Below are 15,823 nucleotides of genomic sequence, written 5' to 3' on the forward strand. Positions count from 1 at the left end.
GGCACCGAGGCTCGCGGCGGGACAATCTGCCCGCACGAAACTTGTGTTGTTGGGCACCACCGGCGGTCCGCCCTTGCAGGTTGGGCGAGCTGCACCTTCAAATGCCATTGTAGCCGGGGGCTCCCTTTACGTTATTGATTGTGGCAACGGCGTTGCCCGATAGATCGTGCAAGCTGCGCTTAGGCTAAACGCATTAAAAAGCATTTCATTACGCATCAGCATTCGGACCACAATCTAGATTACGGAAACTTGTTCTATTTGCCTGGTATTCGAGTCTGCGGAAGCCGGTGGATTCTTATGGCCCGCCACCATTGGCGGAAATGACAAAGAAGGTTTTTGAGTTGAATGCTTTCGACATCGACATTCGAATCCGCGATGAAGGCAAGCCCGCTCCTAGGGCAATGCTTGTTCCGCACGAGATAGAGTTGGCCGGGATTGTGATGCAAGACGAGAATGTGAAAGGTCAGTTGTGCCTTGGCTGACCATCCACCCCTTCCGGTCGCGCTATCGTATCGCTTTGACACTGCAGATCGCCGTGTCGGCGCTGCCGTGCAAGAGCAACCACACGGGGCGAATCCGTGAAGACGGCGGCCGCCGCTTCCCGCTCGATTCCGCCCCCAATCAACAGCATCCGAAACACATCGTGACTGAAGTAATTGCATACGCAGCAATTTGACGGCGGCCGGGGCTTGCTTCAGTTCGTTCCGTATCCGGAACGAACTGAAGGAAAGTCGCTGGCGTTGCAGATTTACAACCCGCACAGCCGACCGAAATACTAAGCTCGGTCATTGAGACAACCGAAAAATATTTCATTCTTAGTTCAATATGGTCAGCGGGGACAAACGATGTTTGACGTCTATCGCAATGACAAGCGCGGCTTGCTCGTTCTAAGTACAGGCTCCGCCGTACCTGCGGTTTACTCTGCACATACCTGGCGCAAGAGCAGAAAACGAGTTCTCAAGGTTAGCAACGAAATCAAGTCAGCCGTTCAGGCACAAGGCTATTACATCCGCAGCCTGCGGGCCACTAAGGAACGAATGATCTACGTCAAGTAGGTCGGCGGCTGGTGTTCCCCATTTGCAAATCTCTATGACATCGGCAGGAGCCAATCCGCCACGATCGCGCTTCGTCCACTGTCGACGCCCGCGCTTCGATGCCACGGGCAAGTCTGTTTGGTTGGTTGGGACTGATCGCCGCTTGCTCGGATCTGACCGCCAACGTGACCGCGCGCTTTCCGACGGAGGTGAACGCTCGAGGCCGGTGATGTCCCAGGGTGGAAGGTCGACGCAGCAGCCAGCGGCCCCTCCTGCAACAACGGAACTGAATGCCCAGTAACCACATTTCGGTTCCAGCGAAGTATTTTCGCCATCCGGACGAATTTTGCGCTAAAACTTCGACGCCGGGGCTGGCCCGATATTTTACTTGTCCATTGTGACCCGGCGTTTTGACCACGCGCGGGCCGCAGCGAGTTTTCCCTCGCTGCGGCCTTCGTGCTTTTCCACCGCGTGGACCGGCGGCCTCGCTTAGAAGTCTCAGATAGCCTGCCGACCGTTTGCAGTGATCGCTCACGATTCCGTAGCTCACCCTCACGTGCTGCCAAGCTGCTGAAGTCGTCCACGGCGGAAATGTATGTCCGTCCGCCGTCCCCCTTGCTGTTTTGAACCAACTCACAGACGCACACCTCCCGCTGCAAAATGCAGTCGCGAACTTGCCAGGGCGTAGTGAGGACGAGACGGCGTCGAGCTGGGGTTCGGTGACATTTTCGAAGTGAGAAGCCGCCGGCGCCTCATCGGGTTGACTATGCCCTTCACTCGGCCAGTTCGCATGATCCGCGTTAACCCTGTCTTTGATCTTCTCCCATAGCAGCGCTTCCCGGTTCACCTCTGCCGCTAAGCGGCCTTATTGGACCTTTGCAATCCGTCCTTGATTTCTGGAGCTCATTTCTAAGAGGATTTGAGTGAGGTTTCTCGTTCGGAGAGCGTGAAATCAGATGAGAGTAGCTCTCTTCCTAATTGGCCTCGGTACACTCGCCGTGATGAAGCTCGAGGCGCCGCCGCGCATCACAGACCCTGTGAACGAGCCGCCGGCTCTGGCAACGGTCGGATTACGTCCCTCACACGATACACTGACCAAGGCAGACCGGTTCGACATTCCGCAATTCGAAGCGTCGCCGCAGCCGCTTTCCTCGAGCGAACTGACGCATCCGCCGGACCACATTGCGATCGTTGCACGAGCACATTCGGAGATCGTCGAGCAGAAAGGCAACGCAAGCGGAAAATCCGCGATCATGCTGCCCAGACCTCGGCCCCGGCACGGAATTTCCAAGGCAAGCGCAGGCGCCAGTCGCGCCAAACCAATCGCGGAGGCAAAGCCGTGCCTGTCAGGTGCCTTCGATGGCGTTTTGAAAGCATTAAACCTGCAGACGCGATGCCAGACCTAGAGCACGGATTTCTCTACGTTGGGACGACAGCCGATGGCAACCCGCGGCTCCCGCCGCATGTGTCAGAGCAAACACGCCGCGACGAGGAAATCCGACCGCCTCGCCCCGACGAGCGTGGATCCGTTGTCGCCGCGCGGAAGTGGTTGTCCGCGGAATTCATCACGCTCGTTGTTGGACTGGCAATCGGCCTGGCTTTCGTCGTAAGTTTCGTCCTTTTTCGCGATGTTCAATTGAAGGGGAAATCGATCGACAGAGCGGCTGCGAAGGCATTGGTCGAGCGCATTATAATAGCCGAGTCCAACGGTGACCCGAATGCAAAGAACAAGCGGTCGAGCGCCACTGGCGCCGCCCAGTTTCTCGATCATACGTGGCTCGAAGCCGTTCGAAGGCACCGACGCGATCTGATCCAAGGCCGCAGCGACAAGGGAGTCTTGGACCTGCGGGGAGATGCCGAGCTTACGCGCGACATTGCCGCACGGCTGGTCGAGGAACATGCCGCGATGCTGACCAAGCGCGGTCTGCCCGTGACGGCCGGTTCTCTCTACCTTGCCCATTTCGCGGGACCGGCGGGCGCCGTGGCGCTATTATCCGGGGCAGAAAGTGCCGACGCTGCTTTAGTTATGGCCGCCGCTGACATGACGGGTCGGACCACACGCGAAAAGCTGGTCAACGCCAATACGTTCCTCAAGGCGATGACAGTCGGCGATATCAAGAGCTGGGCCGATCGCAAAATGGCGGCGGGCACTCGGCCTGGCCAAGAGCGGCTCAGGTAACTGGCGATTTCGGGGTCGCGAAGCTCTCGGCCATAAACCAGTTTGCGTATCCGGACGCGAAAATAGCACCCAGACTGACCGGAAAGACACCGATACTGCTCCGGTCGAGCAGCTAAGCCACTCGCGGCAGCAGGGTTAGTGAGGAGAGACGATGACGAAGTGGTCATTCAGGATGGAGTCGCCTCGATGTCGATTGAGTTATCCGAGCGGTCGTTCAAAGTCGATCAACACTGCGGTCATGTGTGCGACGCGTGTGCTGGTTTCCTCCAGCGTTGGAAGCCAAGTACAGGCCCCGAAGGAGATCACCATTCACCGTCGAATCGCTAGACAATCGTTATTGCCGCTCGCCGCGCGCCGTGACGCGGTCGCCGGCTGCGCAACGTACCTCGGTTATGACTAGAAGAGAGGACTGTCGCAGCACAATTCCCCGCGGGTATGAAAACTATTCGTATCGGGTATTGGAAACTTTCGTTCCGCGCTGCGACCAATAACAACTCACCGCCGCGGATTAATCGAATAACACCAGGGCAACCATTTCAGTCAACACGAAGCAGGAATCCGTGATGTCCGGCTCCTATCCGCTCCCTACTGAACCCGAAGGCATTGTCGCGCCGCTGCTCAAGCGATTTCACTCCGGTGAGATGAGCGCGATAATGCCCCCGTACGACGCAGAGGCCGTATTCATCGCGAGTAAGAGGGAACCATCACTGATCACACCGAAATCGCCGCCCGACTCGAGCGCGATCTCACGGTCTGATGGTGAAGGCCAAGGCGCGACGTGTGTTAGTTGCTGGCGATATTGCCCGATCGTGCTGGACCGTTCAATTGTGTGGCACAGGTCACGACGGCAAGCACCTCGGGGGCGGAGATTTATCATGCGCCGCGCCGGATATCGACGATTGCGCTACCTGATCGACAATATTCGAGGGAGGCTAATTCGAAAGGCCGCCGGATATATGCGCGGCACGGCAGCTCTCACCCATGCAGCCGCTCTTCGGCCTGGCGTCGACGATTAAAGCCAGTTGGTGAAAATACCTAATTGGAGAGTTTGGACCTGCGCGCCCGAATCTCCGGGAGACAACGGATGCACGGCTCGCTGCAACATCTGGCACCAGTGATCAACCAGGCTCACCGGGGCGGCACGCTCCGGCTCGCATTCGTATCCGCAGTAGTCTCGCTAGTGGTCTCGTTTGCCGCGGCGGCCGCTCCGATTCCCCTTTACAACATCTACCGGGCGGAGGACGGCTTCACGAATGTCGGCATCTCGATCGCTGTCGTCGCCTACGCCATCGGCACCATCGCCGCACTCTTGGGGCTGGGACGACTGTCCAATCATCTGGGCCGCCGGCTCACTGCGATCATTAGCCTCAGCCTGGTACTACTGGGCTGCGTGCTTTTGCTGAATGTGCACGACATCGCTACCCTGCTGGTCGGTCGCCTCCTCGTGGGTCTCGGTACCGGGTCGGCCAGCAGCAGCCTGACATCCTACATCGTCGACGCCGCACCCAGTAGACCGGAATGGTTGGCGTCCGTCGCCTCCAGCCAGGGACCGATGCTCGGCCTTACCGTCGGCGTCATCGCCTCCGGTGCCTTGGTCCAGTTCGGTCCCTGGCCACGCGACCTCATATACCTAGTTTGCATCGGCTTCCTATTATTGTCTGCCGGACTCATTGCCATCAGCCCTGAAACAGCAACTCCGACGCCAGGCGCTTGGCGATCACTGCTACCGCGGGTCAGCGTACCCGCCCGGGTCAGGCACCTGCTCCCTGTTGCGGCGGCGGTGTTCCTGGCCACATGGGCAACTGCGGGCTTCTACCAAGCATTTGTGCCCGCGCTAGTCGAAGATCAACTCCATACCCGCAGCCCCCTCATACTCGGACTGGTGTTCGCCGGCTATATGATCCTGAGCGTTCTCGGCGCTCCCATGGGGGCCCGGTTCACATCCGCGCAAGCCCAACGCGTCGGTATGATCATTTTTCTGGCCGGAATGATCGGCCTCTGCACGGCGGTCACCGCCAGCACACTGGTTTTGTTCATCATCGCAACCATCGTCGCCGGAGCCGGCCAGGGAATCGCCATTAGCGCCGCCGCCCGCGGCTTGCTGCATGGCAGCACGCCAGCCGAACGGGCGCCGATCTTCAGCGCGATCTACCTTATCTGCTACGGCGGTGCCGCCTTCCCTAGCCTTGTCTCCGGCCAACTTTCGAACACGTTCTCGCTACCGCAGATCACGCTCGGATACGGCGGACTTGCCGCCGTCGCAACTCTGTTCACTGTCGTCGGCGCACGCAATCCGCATACCGATATGACGGGAAGCAGCACCTGCGACAGCTCGAACGCGACCGGTTCATCAAACAGCGAACGCTCTCATGAGAATGGTCGCTGGCCTTGCCGTCACGATCGGTGAAGAAGGCTGCGTAGTGGGACGGGCCACAATCGACCAGCAATTCCGCCGCGCCCCGGTGTAGCGGCGAACCGTACCGCCGAGCGCGAGCTCAGGTTCTCGCCGGAGCACATCCAGTAAAGAGACAAATGATCGGAGAGAAATTATCATGCAGGCGATCGTTGTGACTGACCAGGCTGCGGGAACGGCCGGGATGAAACTGATGCAGCAGCCCGAGCCGCACGCGGCGATAAACGAGGTCATCGTTCAGGTTCATGCGTCGGGATTCACCTCCGGTGAGCTGACATGGCCTTCGACCTGGACCGATCGCCTCGACCGTGACCGGACGCCGACAATTCCCGGCCAGGAGCTGGCGGGTGTCGTCACCGCTCTCGGCTATGGCACGACCGGGCTGTCGGTGGGACAACGGGTGTTCGGTCTGTCGGACTCGTATCGCGGAGGGACCTTGGCTGAGTATGTGGCCGTGGAGGCACGCAACCTCGCGCCGCTTCCGGGCGACGTCGATTTCACGGTGGGTGCGGCCGTAGCGATGCCGGGCCTCACCGCGTGGCAGGGGCTGTTCGTGCACGGCCGCCTTGGGGCGGGGCAGAGCGTCCTCGTGCACGGCGCGGCCGGCGCAGTCGGTTCGATGGTGGCGCAGCTCGCACGTGAGGCCGGCGCCTACGTCATCGGCACCGGACGCGCTGCCGACCGCCAGAAGGCGCTCGACTTCGGCGCGCAGGAGTTCGTCGACCTCCAGAACGACGTCCTCGAAGACGTCGGCAGAGTCAATCTGGTTTTCGATGTCATCGGTGGCGACATCGCGAAGCGGTCCGCGGACCTGATTCAAGCCGGAGGAACGCTGGTAACCATCGCCGGGCCGATCGAGGCGCGGCCCACCGACGGCCGGGCGATCGATTTTGTCCTCGTGTCTGATCGCCGACAACTGGGTGAGATCGTCCAGCGGGTGCGGGACGGACGACTGCGTACAAACATCGGCAACATCGCGACCATCGAGGATGCGGTCGCCGTTTTGAATTCGACCAAGCGGACCAGCGGGAAAACCATCATCCGAGTTCGTCCGTGAGGAAACAGAAAAGGCGAAAGGTTCCCCTCTCCCAAATGGATTGTTGGCGCCCTCCCCTTTGGCCCGCCTGCGCTCCACGCGCCGCGGCGGTACTGCGAGGACCGCGCGCTAGGAAGGATTCCCAAAGATTGAAGCGAGGAGTCTATGATTGAAATCATCGCCGACGTGGAGACGACCATCAAGCAGGCGATACTGTCGTTCGTCGCGACAGTCAACGAGCACCGAACGCCCAATCGTTCGCCGAGGCGTCTCTGACCGTCACAGACGGCGTTCTCTACTACTCCGATATCGCATCCCCGGACCATACTAAACTTGAAACGCAATCCCGCCATCGAAATTAACGTGGTCGACATCTTTCCAGAGGCGCAGTTATCGATTCAAGGGCCGTGCGTTGATACTGCCGCCTGACCATGACAAGTCTTTGATGATCGCCAACTCAGTTCGCGTGACGAATGGCCAAGAATGTCCTGTTGATCACGTTGTCACAATCGAGACAGCTTCTATCACCCAGTTGCTGTCTCCAGCCCATGTCTTTGCCCACCCTCCTCGAAGTCAGGACGAAATCAGGAATAGCTACTATCCTAAGTACGGTGTGAAACCCCTCGGGACCTAGATGATGGCATAAACGAAAGCGACCGACACCTAAAGCGAGAAAGCCCATGAAGATCCGAACCATCATCGCCGCTAACTGCGCCGCCCTCGCCATCTTGATGGCCGGTCCCATGTACGTCCGTGATGCCGAAGCGCAAACCGTCACGAAGAACTTCGAGGCTGCAATTCCTAACATACCTGGCAAGTCGCTGATCGCCTTGGAAGTCGACTACGCACCCAACGCAGCCTCCGCGCCCCACACCCACGCGAGCGCAGCCTTCATCTACGCCTAGGTGGTTTCGGGCGCGATTGTGTCGAAGATGAACGATGGCGAGATGCGTATCTATCGGGCAGGTGAGAGCTGGTCCGAACCGCCCGGTGTGACCCATTCGATCAGCCGCAACGCGAGCACGACCGAGCCGGCGAAGCTGCTCGCTGTTTTCGTCCTCGACACCAATGACAAAGCGCTCACCACTCCCATCAAATAACGCTTGATACGCACTCGGCAGCGCCTAAGGATCGAGGCTCGCAGCGTGCAAGACCGGCCCTCCAAAAGGGCAGGGCAACCCTGGGGCCAGGAGTCGCGTAGCACTCCGCCGGGACGACGCATGCAGCGGTCGTTCGTTGACCTCGGCTTTGAAGCCTCGTGCTGGTCGTAACGAGGGTATAAAAGCCCGGCGACGGGACCGCTGTTGCAACGAAGCGGGTGTTAGTTCGGTCAAGTTGGTGCGCTCGGGAGCATACGCGCCTGCTCTGCCGTCGGCGTCGATCCGTGCGATCGTGGGCGGGGAAAGCAGGGGCACGATAACGCGCGAGCGGCGTTACCATCCGTCTAACGTGGGGTCCGCCGCAAACCCGGGCGTTCTCCCCCGGGTTCATTGTGTGCAGACGTCGGGATGTCGCCGCAACCCGTGACGAAGATGATCGTTTGCCGCAGCTACCTCGCGCTGGAAAAACGCGGCATCCCTCCAAGGTGTTGTTTCGCGATGTGCTGTTCGCGTGGCCCCACGCTCGGCTTGCGGCTGAACTGCGATCCCGTGGGCGAGATCGCCGCTGGGGAGGCTGCCCGTCAGCTCATGTATGCTCGTCGTATTCAGCGGTCTGCGGATCGAGCTAATGCCTTAGCTGCATCGTCGAGCGAAGCCTTCTCGGCTCGCCGCTCGTAGTAGTCGGCAAGAGCCTTAAGCTGAATCGCAACCGCTTGGTCAGTGATGGTTTCGGCAGTGCGCAGCAAAGTCTGCGCTGCCTTCAAGCATTCCTTGCCTCGTCGTGAAATCTGATTCCTCATGACGCGCTCGTGCGGTCTTCGGGCGTTTGGTCGAAAGCGATCAGGAACCCATTGTGGTCACTCTGGTGTGCCTTGAAGCGATCGATGCACTTCTTAGAGCAAAGCGGCGTTCGCCATGAATAATGCCGGACGAGACCAAAGTCGCCCTCACAGACTGCGCGTTGCCTGCCCTTGTCAGACCCAAGACGTTCGAAGCGGTAAGGCATTGTCTTCCCCTTAGCCTGTGTGCAAGTCGGATGCTCCAACACTAAGAGGATCGCCACTAACGGATCAATTGAGCACAGGTTGAGCTGGGGAAGTCCAAACAGGGCGTTGCGATGATACGAAAGCTTAGGGTGCTCGGACGAGACGTACAACGAGCCGGCTTGAAATGCCCCGGGACGACGGCGCGCTCGCAGTCACGAACTAGGAGCCGCGTCACCCGCTCGACAGGACGCCGCAAGAGCTATCCGGCCGGGGCACGGATCGGGGCGCGACGCATAGTGTTGTCCTGGCGTTGCGACCCGACATTGAGTCATCGCGAAGTGCTCTTTCATGTCCTCATACACCGCCCGACATCCCGAGTGCAGTACCACACTCGCCGGACGCCGGCGCGCATAGCGCTCTTGGCCGACGATATCTCTCGCCTATCGAATGCATATCCAAATGGAATTTCCAATTTCGTCCGCTGTAGCAAGAATCGCCGCCTATCACCGAAGCAGGCGACAACTACATTGCGCTGCCGTGCTACTTCTGAACCCGATCCAAGGAAGGATGTTGCCAATGGAAAGCGCAGGAAAGATCGGCGCGTTTATTGCGGTGCTCGTACTTGCGGGAGCAACAGCGAATCCCGGCTACGCACAGGACGCCGAGCACGGCAAAGCGATCTTCAAAGCCTGCGCTGCGTGCCATGCCACGGATCATGATAATCGCATCGGGCCGGGCCTGGAAGGAATCATAGGCAGAACGGCAGGTACGGTTCCCGGCTTCAGCTACAGTGACGCTATCAAGAATTCCGGCATCGTTTGGGAGGCAAAGATCCTCGATGCATATCTGGAATCGCCACAGAAGGTGGTTCCCGGAAACAGGATGCCCTACGCGGGGCTGAAGGAATCGAGGGACCGGGCAGACCTGGTTGCCTATCTTGCTACGTTGAAGTAGCAGCTTCTGGAAACAAGCGTCAGCAATGCGCCTGCGCGGACATGAGAGCATTCCGGTCCCGCACAGAAAAGATTCCTGAGTTGAGCGATACAGAAGCATTTCAGGAGCCCCCAGGCGTGTCGAGACAAGCCGCCGAGGTTTCAGAGCCTTCTCGGGAAGCGGAGTCCGATGTCGATTTGTTCGTGATTGGTGGTGGGTCAGGAGGGATCCGCGCTGCGCGCGTCGCGTCGGGACATTTCGCGAGAGTAATGCTCGCGGAGGAGTACCGGCTGGGAGGAACGTGTGTCATCCGCGGCTGCGTACCAAAAAAACTGTTCGTCTACGCGAGCCGTTTCAGCGGCACGTTCGAGGAGGCCGCAGGATTCGGCTGGCGCTTGTCGGTCCCACATTTCGACTGGCCGTCATTGATTGCCGCTAAGGACCGCGAGATCACACGCCTGGAAGGGCTCTACGGCACCGGTCAGGAAAGTGCAGGCGTCGAGGTGGTGAGGTCTCGCGCCGTGCTCGAGGACGCAAATACGGTGCGCCTCCTCAAAAACGGCCGTCGCGTACGGGCACGCACGATCCTGATAGCGACAGGCGCACGGCCCGAATTGCCTCGCTTCGACGGCATCGAGCTCGGCATCACCTCGGATGCCGTTTTCGACTTGAAGACATTCCCGAGAAAACTTGTGATCGGCGGCGCCGGATACATCGCAATGGAGTTCGCTGGCCTGTTTGCCGCGCTGGGAAGCGACGTCACTGTCGTCTGCCGCGGAAGCAATGTCTTGCGCGGCTTTGACGAGGACGTGCGCCAGGCGATCGCTGGGTCCTACACGAACCGTGGCATTAAGCTGATGTTTAGCGACAGCATCCGCCGCCTCGAACGGCGGGACGGGGACGTCCGCGACGGCGACCATGCAGGAAGGATCGACGTTACGACTGAACAGGGCGGAAGGTTGATGGCCGACCAGGTGCTGCTCGTCATCGGCCGCACGCCGAACACGACCGCGCTCGGGCTCGACCGCGCCGGGGTCAAGACTGGGGCAGACGGCGCTATCATTGTCGACGCGAGCTCCCGCACGAATATTCCGAGCATCTACGCTGTGGGTGACGTGTCGAACCAGTTCAACCTGACGCCCGTCGCGATTCGCGAGGGGCACGCGTTCGCCGACAGCCTGTTCGGCAAGAAAGCGTGGCAGGTCGACTATTCCAATGTGCCGACCGCGGTCTTCTCCAGCCCGGAGATCGGCTCCGTTGGCCTGACGGAGCTGGAGGCGAGGGCGCAGTACCCTGCCGTCGACGTCTACAAGGTTCGCTTTCGGCCACTGAAGGCCGCCGTGACGGGCGATTGCGAGACCGCGCTTCTGAAGGTCGTTGTGGATTGCGCAACAGACCGGATCCTCGGGGTCCATATCGTCGCCGAAGAGGCCAGCGAGATGATCCAGGTGCTCGCCATAGCGATCCGCAGCGGAGTTACCATGAAAGACTTCGCGTCAGTTATGGCCGTGCACCCGACGGTAGGTGAGGAGATCGTCGCAATGCGGAGTCCGACGGTGCGGTACGATCGGCGCGACGCGTCGACACCGCTCGTCCCAAGCGCTGCCGTCTGATGCCAGCGGCGCGTATTCGGAAGGCCCGCTCGGAAAGCCGCGGACCTTCGAGCAGCTCACTAATCTAGACTAAATGCTGCAGGCCTCATACAGACGGAATAAAATCGATAGCGCCACCCGCGCCAGTGAGGAGTGCGCAAGCAGTGTCGCGCAGGATGCCTGAACCACCTGCCCCACGACTCGCCGCGTGTTTGCGCTTGCGTGCCAACAGTCCGCAATCCTAAAGGTGAGCGCGATGAGTTCTTCCATTTCCACACGACGCCCAATCAGCCAAAGTCGTGGAGCAGTGGCGATAACGTATGGGCTCCTATCGAAGTCGACACGAGCAGGGGCGAGCAACACCGCTGTCAATTCGCACCGTCAACCTCCGACGCAAGGTGCCCGCCATCGTCGACACCGAACCCTTGGTGGGAAAGGAGCAAGGTTTTCGTCTCGATCGACATTTTACTACCTCCACCGAGAGTCTTGCTGAGCTGGCGCGGCACCGGCGCCGCGAGCTCGTTCAACGGAAGGGGACTCGTGATCGAGCAGGTCGCCTGACACTGCGACACTGAGGTTCGAAAGCCGCCTGCCCCTAGTGTGTAAGGCAGCTGCCGGGCAGCTGCGACATTCCCATCAGCCGCTCATCTTGAAGATGCGCGCGAGGGGCTTACTCAACAGGGTTTGACCTGGTGACGTCCCGCTGGTCGAAGGTAATGGGTATATTCCGTCGGGATCAATTATCTCGATCAACCTATCTGGTCGCATTCGGTGTTGTATGCCGGGCCGATAGCGGGCGCCACAACGGCCAGCCCACGATGATTGAAGCCAATGTCGTCGACGAAAGCGAAGTATTTGCATTGCAAACCCGCATCTCCCGGCTAGCTAGCCCGAGCAAACGGAGCACAGAATGGGTCCGTCGCTACGCGATTGCGAAGGCCTTGCGTTAACTCGGTTGTGGCAAGCTCACGTACATCAAGCATCAGTCCACGGCCCGCCAAGCTGCGGCGATCGCTAACTCATCACTCTATGCGGCGCGCGGCCCTCTGATTAATCATCCTACTTCAACAGCGTCATCCGGCTGATCGACCGATTTCCCTCGGCCGAGGTAGGACGTGCCAGCGCATCTCCTACACTTAGGTATGCTCTTCTCAGCCGAAGTACCACACGGATCAACCTTCTGTGCAATGGTGTTGGCAATCTCCTTGTGACTACGCTTGGGGTACAGCCGCACCGATTTATCGAACCGCAAGACGATGGCCAAGAGTTCACCCATGACAATCATAGATGACGCCGCGTTGTTTGGTTTTGTCCTCAAGACGGCTAAGTCAGCCTCCGACGTCGCCGAGGTCGTTCGCAATCTGTTCATGGACGTGCGCGACTGTTACCGGCCCGGGCTGCACTACATGCGCGGCCTCGGCCTTAAACGGCGCACCAACCATCAGGCCTGGCTAGTAGATTCTGAAGCCGTGCCGCTGCCCGGGCAGCACCAGCCGCCGCCGGTGTACATACCCCCCCTGCGACGCGGCAAACCCGGCTCGATAACCCGGCCAAGGTTCTAACATGTTCGTCCTATGGGGTATCCTGTTTGCCGTCTCGCTCTCGATTAATCTGGCGACATGTATTGTAACCTCTGCCCGTAATAGTTGGGTGGCAACTCGAGGCTGGATGCGGCACGGCGTCGCCGCCATTTGCATCGCATTGCTCGGCCCGGCGACGACGCCGGCTGGTTCGGCGGGTGCCGGGGTCACCCTCGAATTGCGAAAATTGCCGATGAAGTTTAGCTGGATTGCTTGCCAGCCGAATTGCCGAGGTTGGGTCAGCGCGGTCGGCATCGTGACCGCCGATACTCCGAGGGTTTTCGACGAATTCGCGCTAGGTCGACAGCTTGACGGCGCGACCATCGTGCTGGATTCCAGCGGCGGTGCGGTCAATGAAGCGATCGCGCTCGGGCGGCGCTGGCGCGATCTGGGGGCGCTGACCACCGTTGGCGTCAGCGTTCAGACCAACACTGCACAGAGCGCTCCTTCCGACAAGGCTCCCGTGGCTTATTGCGAATCGATGTGCGTGTTCCTGCTGCTCTCGGGCAAGACGCGTTTCGTGCCCGAGACTGCCCATGTTCGGGTGCATCAGATCTGGATCGGTGACCGCGCCAATGATGCCAAAGCCGCGACCTACAGCGCGGATGATCTGATGATCGTGGAACGCGATATCGGTCGTCTCGCGAAATACACTTTCGACATGGGCGGCGCGGGTGATTTGTTGTCGCTGTCGCTGAACGTGCCGCCCTGGGAAGATCTGCATGAACTGTCGCAGGAGGAGTTGCGGCTCACCGGGCTGGTCACGACCCGTATGCTTGATCAGCCGGGCAACAAGGCAGCGGTGGTCGAGCTGACGCGCAAACCGGTGCGGGGGCGCTTCGTAAGCAGCGCGGTCGCGACCAAGACAAATCCAGAGCCGGCAATATCGACCAAGTCGGCTGAAGCTATGGGGCCCGCGGGCAGCGTGAGCGCTGTGGGCCCGCTTGGGCAGGACTAGCGGGTACCATGTTGAGGACCGATTGAGGAATTCCAGCAAAGCCAACCAAGCGAACGAAATATTCACGCTAGATTTCCGAAACAGTCTCGGTCGTGTGAGCGGCTCGCTGGACGTCGACCTTAGCGCTCATATCAACAGATCCCCCCGATTACCCGAACAACGTTTCCGACGTGCCGTGCCCATTACCGCGGCGAATTAAGCGGGTGCACATGCCGATTGCTTCGCGGCAGCAGCCCTCCCCAATTAGCCGAAGGGTTGGTATCCGCATTGCAACTTTCGAGACCTGCTCAGGGTCTCCCCAACAGTGTGGCTCACAAGAAGCTTCTTTCCGACTTGAAGATCGAGGCAGCCAAGCGGTTGATCTCGCCAGCAAGGTTCTCTTGCTGGTTGCGCTGTTTTGCGGCTTCGAGGATCAAGATTAATTCACGCGCGCTCTCTCGCGCGGCGTGGGCGGCAGCCCAGGCTCGTGGCGCAGGCCGATGGATAATCGGCGCATTTCTTACGTAGGCTTGATCATATCCCGTGCATAGGCCAAACCGATACCGTATCCGCCGCCGTGAGCCTCCACGATTGCTCGCGCTCCGTCATAGGTCTCGTGCCGGGTCCAGTCGCGCTGGAGTTCCAGAAGGACCTGGATCCACGACGTCGGCTTTGCGCCCGCCGCTTCCATCCGTCGCATCGACAGATCGTGACTGACCGGAGTGAGCCCGCCGCAAGCGTCGCCGACGACGTGCACCTCATACCCCTCCGCGCGAGCGGAGAGCACCGGAAAAGTCACACACGCTTCCGTCAACAGCCCCGAAAAGATCAGCTTCCGTCGTCCCGTCGCCACGATAGCAGCGCGCGCAGCGTGGTCCTCCCACATGTTCATGTTGCGGCGCTCGATCGCGACTACTTCAGGAATCGCAGCGTGGATCGCTGGCATCAGAGGACCGCTGTAGACCTTTGTGGCGGACGTGGAAGCCACGATCGGCATGCCGAAAACGGTGGCAGTGCGCGCTAGAGCGATCACGTTGTTCAGAAGCGTTTGGCGATCGATCGACCCGACGCCGAAAGCAAGCCCGGCTTGCTGATCGACCAGCACCAAGGTGCAATCCTTCGGCTTGATCAGGATGTCGGACATCGCCGTTTCAGGTCCTTGTGTCATGTTTCGTTAACTCGGGACATCGGGGAGTTATCGTGGCGGCTTCGCTTCTGTTCCGACAGCCTAGCGGTAAACGTGATCTCAATGAGCTGTTCAGGAAAGGCCAGTCTCAGCACACCTATCAGGTTGCTGGCGCACTGAGGTCGTGCCGTGCCGTAGGCGTCCTTGCGCACCCTGCCCGCAACGGCGAATGCGGCACCGACATCGAGGACATACAGCGTCTCCTCGACGACATTGTCCAACGTCGCCCCGAAGCGCGCCAAAAGCTTGGCGGCATTGGCGTAAGTCGCCCGCATCTGCTGTTCCATCATCGAGAACTCGGCCGGCTTGCCGGATTCATCGAGAGAAGCAGGCGCGATTAGGTTCCCGTTCTCGTCGTGGCTGAGCTGACCGGAGACATGGATCGTGTCACCAACCTTGATCGCCTGTGCGTATCCGTAGGCATCTTCCCACGGCACATCGAAATAGACGGTCTCCTTACAGTTTATTGCGGCGGCAGTTATCTCGTCGCGTTGCATATGGAGCCTCCTGGCTTCTTAATCCCGTCTCGATGGCGGCACTGACTTTCGTTAGGACGATGCTTTGGAGAATAACCTTGCAAAGCCGGCGAAGGAAATCACCTCTCGTCATAGATTCGATAGACCATCGTTAGCGCCGTCGCGCCGCGTGCTCTAGTAACGGGAAATGCCACCAGTCCCGCCTGCAGAGAGTTCCCATTGTCGCCCGCGCTGAAAAACGAGGACGAGCCAAAGGAGAGTTGAGTGAGACATCCCACTCGCGCCGATACGTGGAACGAACGTTGACGGGTTGTGGATGCGTGCATCGCGCAAGCCGCGCAGATGCGACCTGGCCGGTCGCGACGCTCGTA

The 15,823-nt window shown here is 59.7% G+C and carries 13 protein-coding genes and 1 pseudogene; 11 read left to right on the forward strand and 3 right to left on the reverse strand.

Going from position 1 to position 15,823, the window contains the following annotated elements; genetic code table 11:
• Positions 1-287 precede the first annotated feature (287 nt).
• The 7 genes and pseudogenes from ABIB91_RS22950 (at position 288) to ABIB91_RS22980 (ending at position 7,762) form a co-directional block, all read left to right on the forward strand.
• Complete coding sequence (locus tag ABIB91_RS22950; protein WP_354167012.1) at positions 288-482, forward strand: hypothetical protein; 195 nt, start codon at positions 288-290, stop codon at positions 480-482.
• Positions 483-845: 363 nt separating this feature from the next.
• On the forward strand, positions 846-1,055 hold the full coding sequence (locus ABIB91_RS22955) for a hypothetical protein (protein WP_354167015.1): 210 nt from the start codon (positions 846-848) through the stop codon (positions 1,053-1,055).
• Between the two features lie 980 nt (positions 1,056-2,035).
• Positions 2,036-2,440: a hypothetical protein gene (locus ABIB91_RS22960; protein ID WP_354167347.1), complete on the forward strand. Its 405-nt coding sequence runs from the start codon at positions 2,036-2,038 to the stop codon at positions 2,438-2,440.
• A gap of 143 nt (positions 2,441-2,583) precedes the next feature.
• Positions 2,584-3,213, forward strand: a complete 630-nt coding sequence (locus tag ABIB91_RS22965) for a lysozyme family protein (RefSeq protein WP_354167017.1) — start codon at positions 2,584-2,586, stop codon at positions 3,211-3,213.
• A gap of 1,084 nt (positions 3,214-4,297) precedes the next feature.
• The gene (locus ABIB91_RS22970; RefSeq protein ID WP_354167020.1) at positions 4,298-5,620 is read left to right on the forward strand and encodes an MFS transporter; all 1,323 of its coding nucleotides are present in this window, start codon (positions 4,298-4,300) and stop codon (positions 5,618-5,620) included.
• Between the two features lie 145 nt (positions 5,621-5,765).
• Entirely contained in the window at positions 5,766-6,683 is a 918-nt protein-coding gene (locus tag ABIB91_RS22975; protein ID WP_354167024.1) for an NADP-dependent oxidoreductase, read from the forward strand.
• Positions 6,684-7,342: 659 nt separating this feature from the next.
• Positions 7,343-7,762 (forward strand): annotated as a pseudogene (locus ABIB91_RS22980) (cupin domain-containing protein).
• Between the two features lie 605 nt (positions 7,763-8,367).
• On the opposite strand, the gene ABIB91_RS22985 reads toward ABIB91_RS22980, so the two are convergent.
• Positions 8,368-8,562: a hypothetical protein gene (locus tag ABIB91_RS22985; protein ID WP_035992154.1), complete on the reverse strand. Its 195-nt coding sequence runs from the start codon at positions 8,560-8,562 to the stop codon at positions 8,368-8,370.
• 762 nt (positions 8,563-9,324) lie between these two features.
• Here ABIB91_RS22985 and ABIB91_RS22990 point away from each other — a divergent pair.
• From ABIB91_RS22990 to ABIB91_RS23005, 4 genes are all read left to right on the forward strand, one after another.
• Positions 9,325-9,702 (forward strand): c-type cytochrome, encoded by a 378-nt coding sequence (locus ABIB91_RS22990; RefSeq protein WP_049824144.1) that lies wholly within the window; start codon positions 9,325-9,327, stop codon positions 9,700-9,702.
• Positions 9,703-9,818: 116 nt separating this feature from the next.
• Positions 9,819-11,294: a glutathione-disulfide reductase gene (gene gorA, locus ABIB91_RS22995; protein ID WP_354167028.1), complete on the forward strand. Its 1,476-nt coding sequence runs from the start codon at positions 9,819-9,821 to the stop codon at positions 11,292-11,294.
• 1,253 nt (positions 11,295-12,547) lie between these two features.
• A complete protein-coding gene (locus ABIB91_RS23000; RefSeq protein WP_354167031.1) occupies positions 12,548-12,835 on the forward strand; it encodes a hypothetical protein in 288 nt (95 codons plus the stop codon).
• Positions 12,836-12,941: 106 nt separating this feature from the next.
• A complete protein-coding gene (locus tag ABIB91_RS23005; protein ID WP_502917012.1) occupies positions 12,942-13,811 on the forward strand; it encodes a COG3904 family protein in 870 nt (289 codons plus the stop codon).
• Positions 13,812-14,310: 499 nt separating this feature from the next.
• Here the strand turns inward: ABIB91_RS23005 and ABIB91_RS23010 are convergent, their stop codons facing one another.
• Positions 14,311-14,934: a hydrolase gene (locus ABIB91_RS23010; RefSeq protein WP_009859334.1), complete on the reverse strand. Its 624-nt coding sequence runs from the start codon at positions 14,932-14,934 to the stop codon at positions 14,311-14,313.
• A 20-nt stretch (positions 14,935-14,954) separates the two neighbouring features.
• On the reverse strand, positions 14,955-15,473 hold the full coding sequence (locus ABIB91_RS23015; protein ID WP_354167037.1) for a RidA family protein: 519 nt from the start codon (positions 15,471-15,473) through the stop codon (positions 14,955-14,957).
• Between the last annotated feature and the right edge of the window lie 350 nt (positions 15,474-15,823).

The organism is Bradyrhizobium sp. JR4.3, assembly GCF_040547695.1.
Lineage (GTDB): Bacteria > Pseudomonadota > Alphaproteobacteria > Rhizobiales > Xanthobacteraceae > Bradyrhizobium > Bradyrhizobium canariense.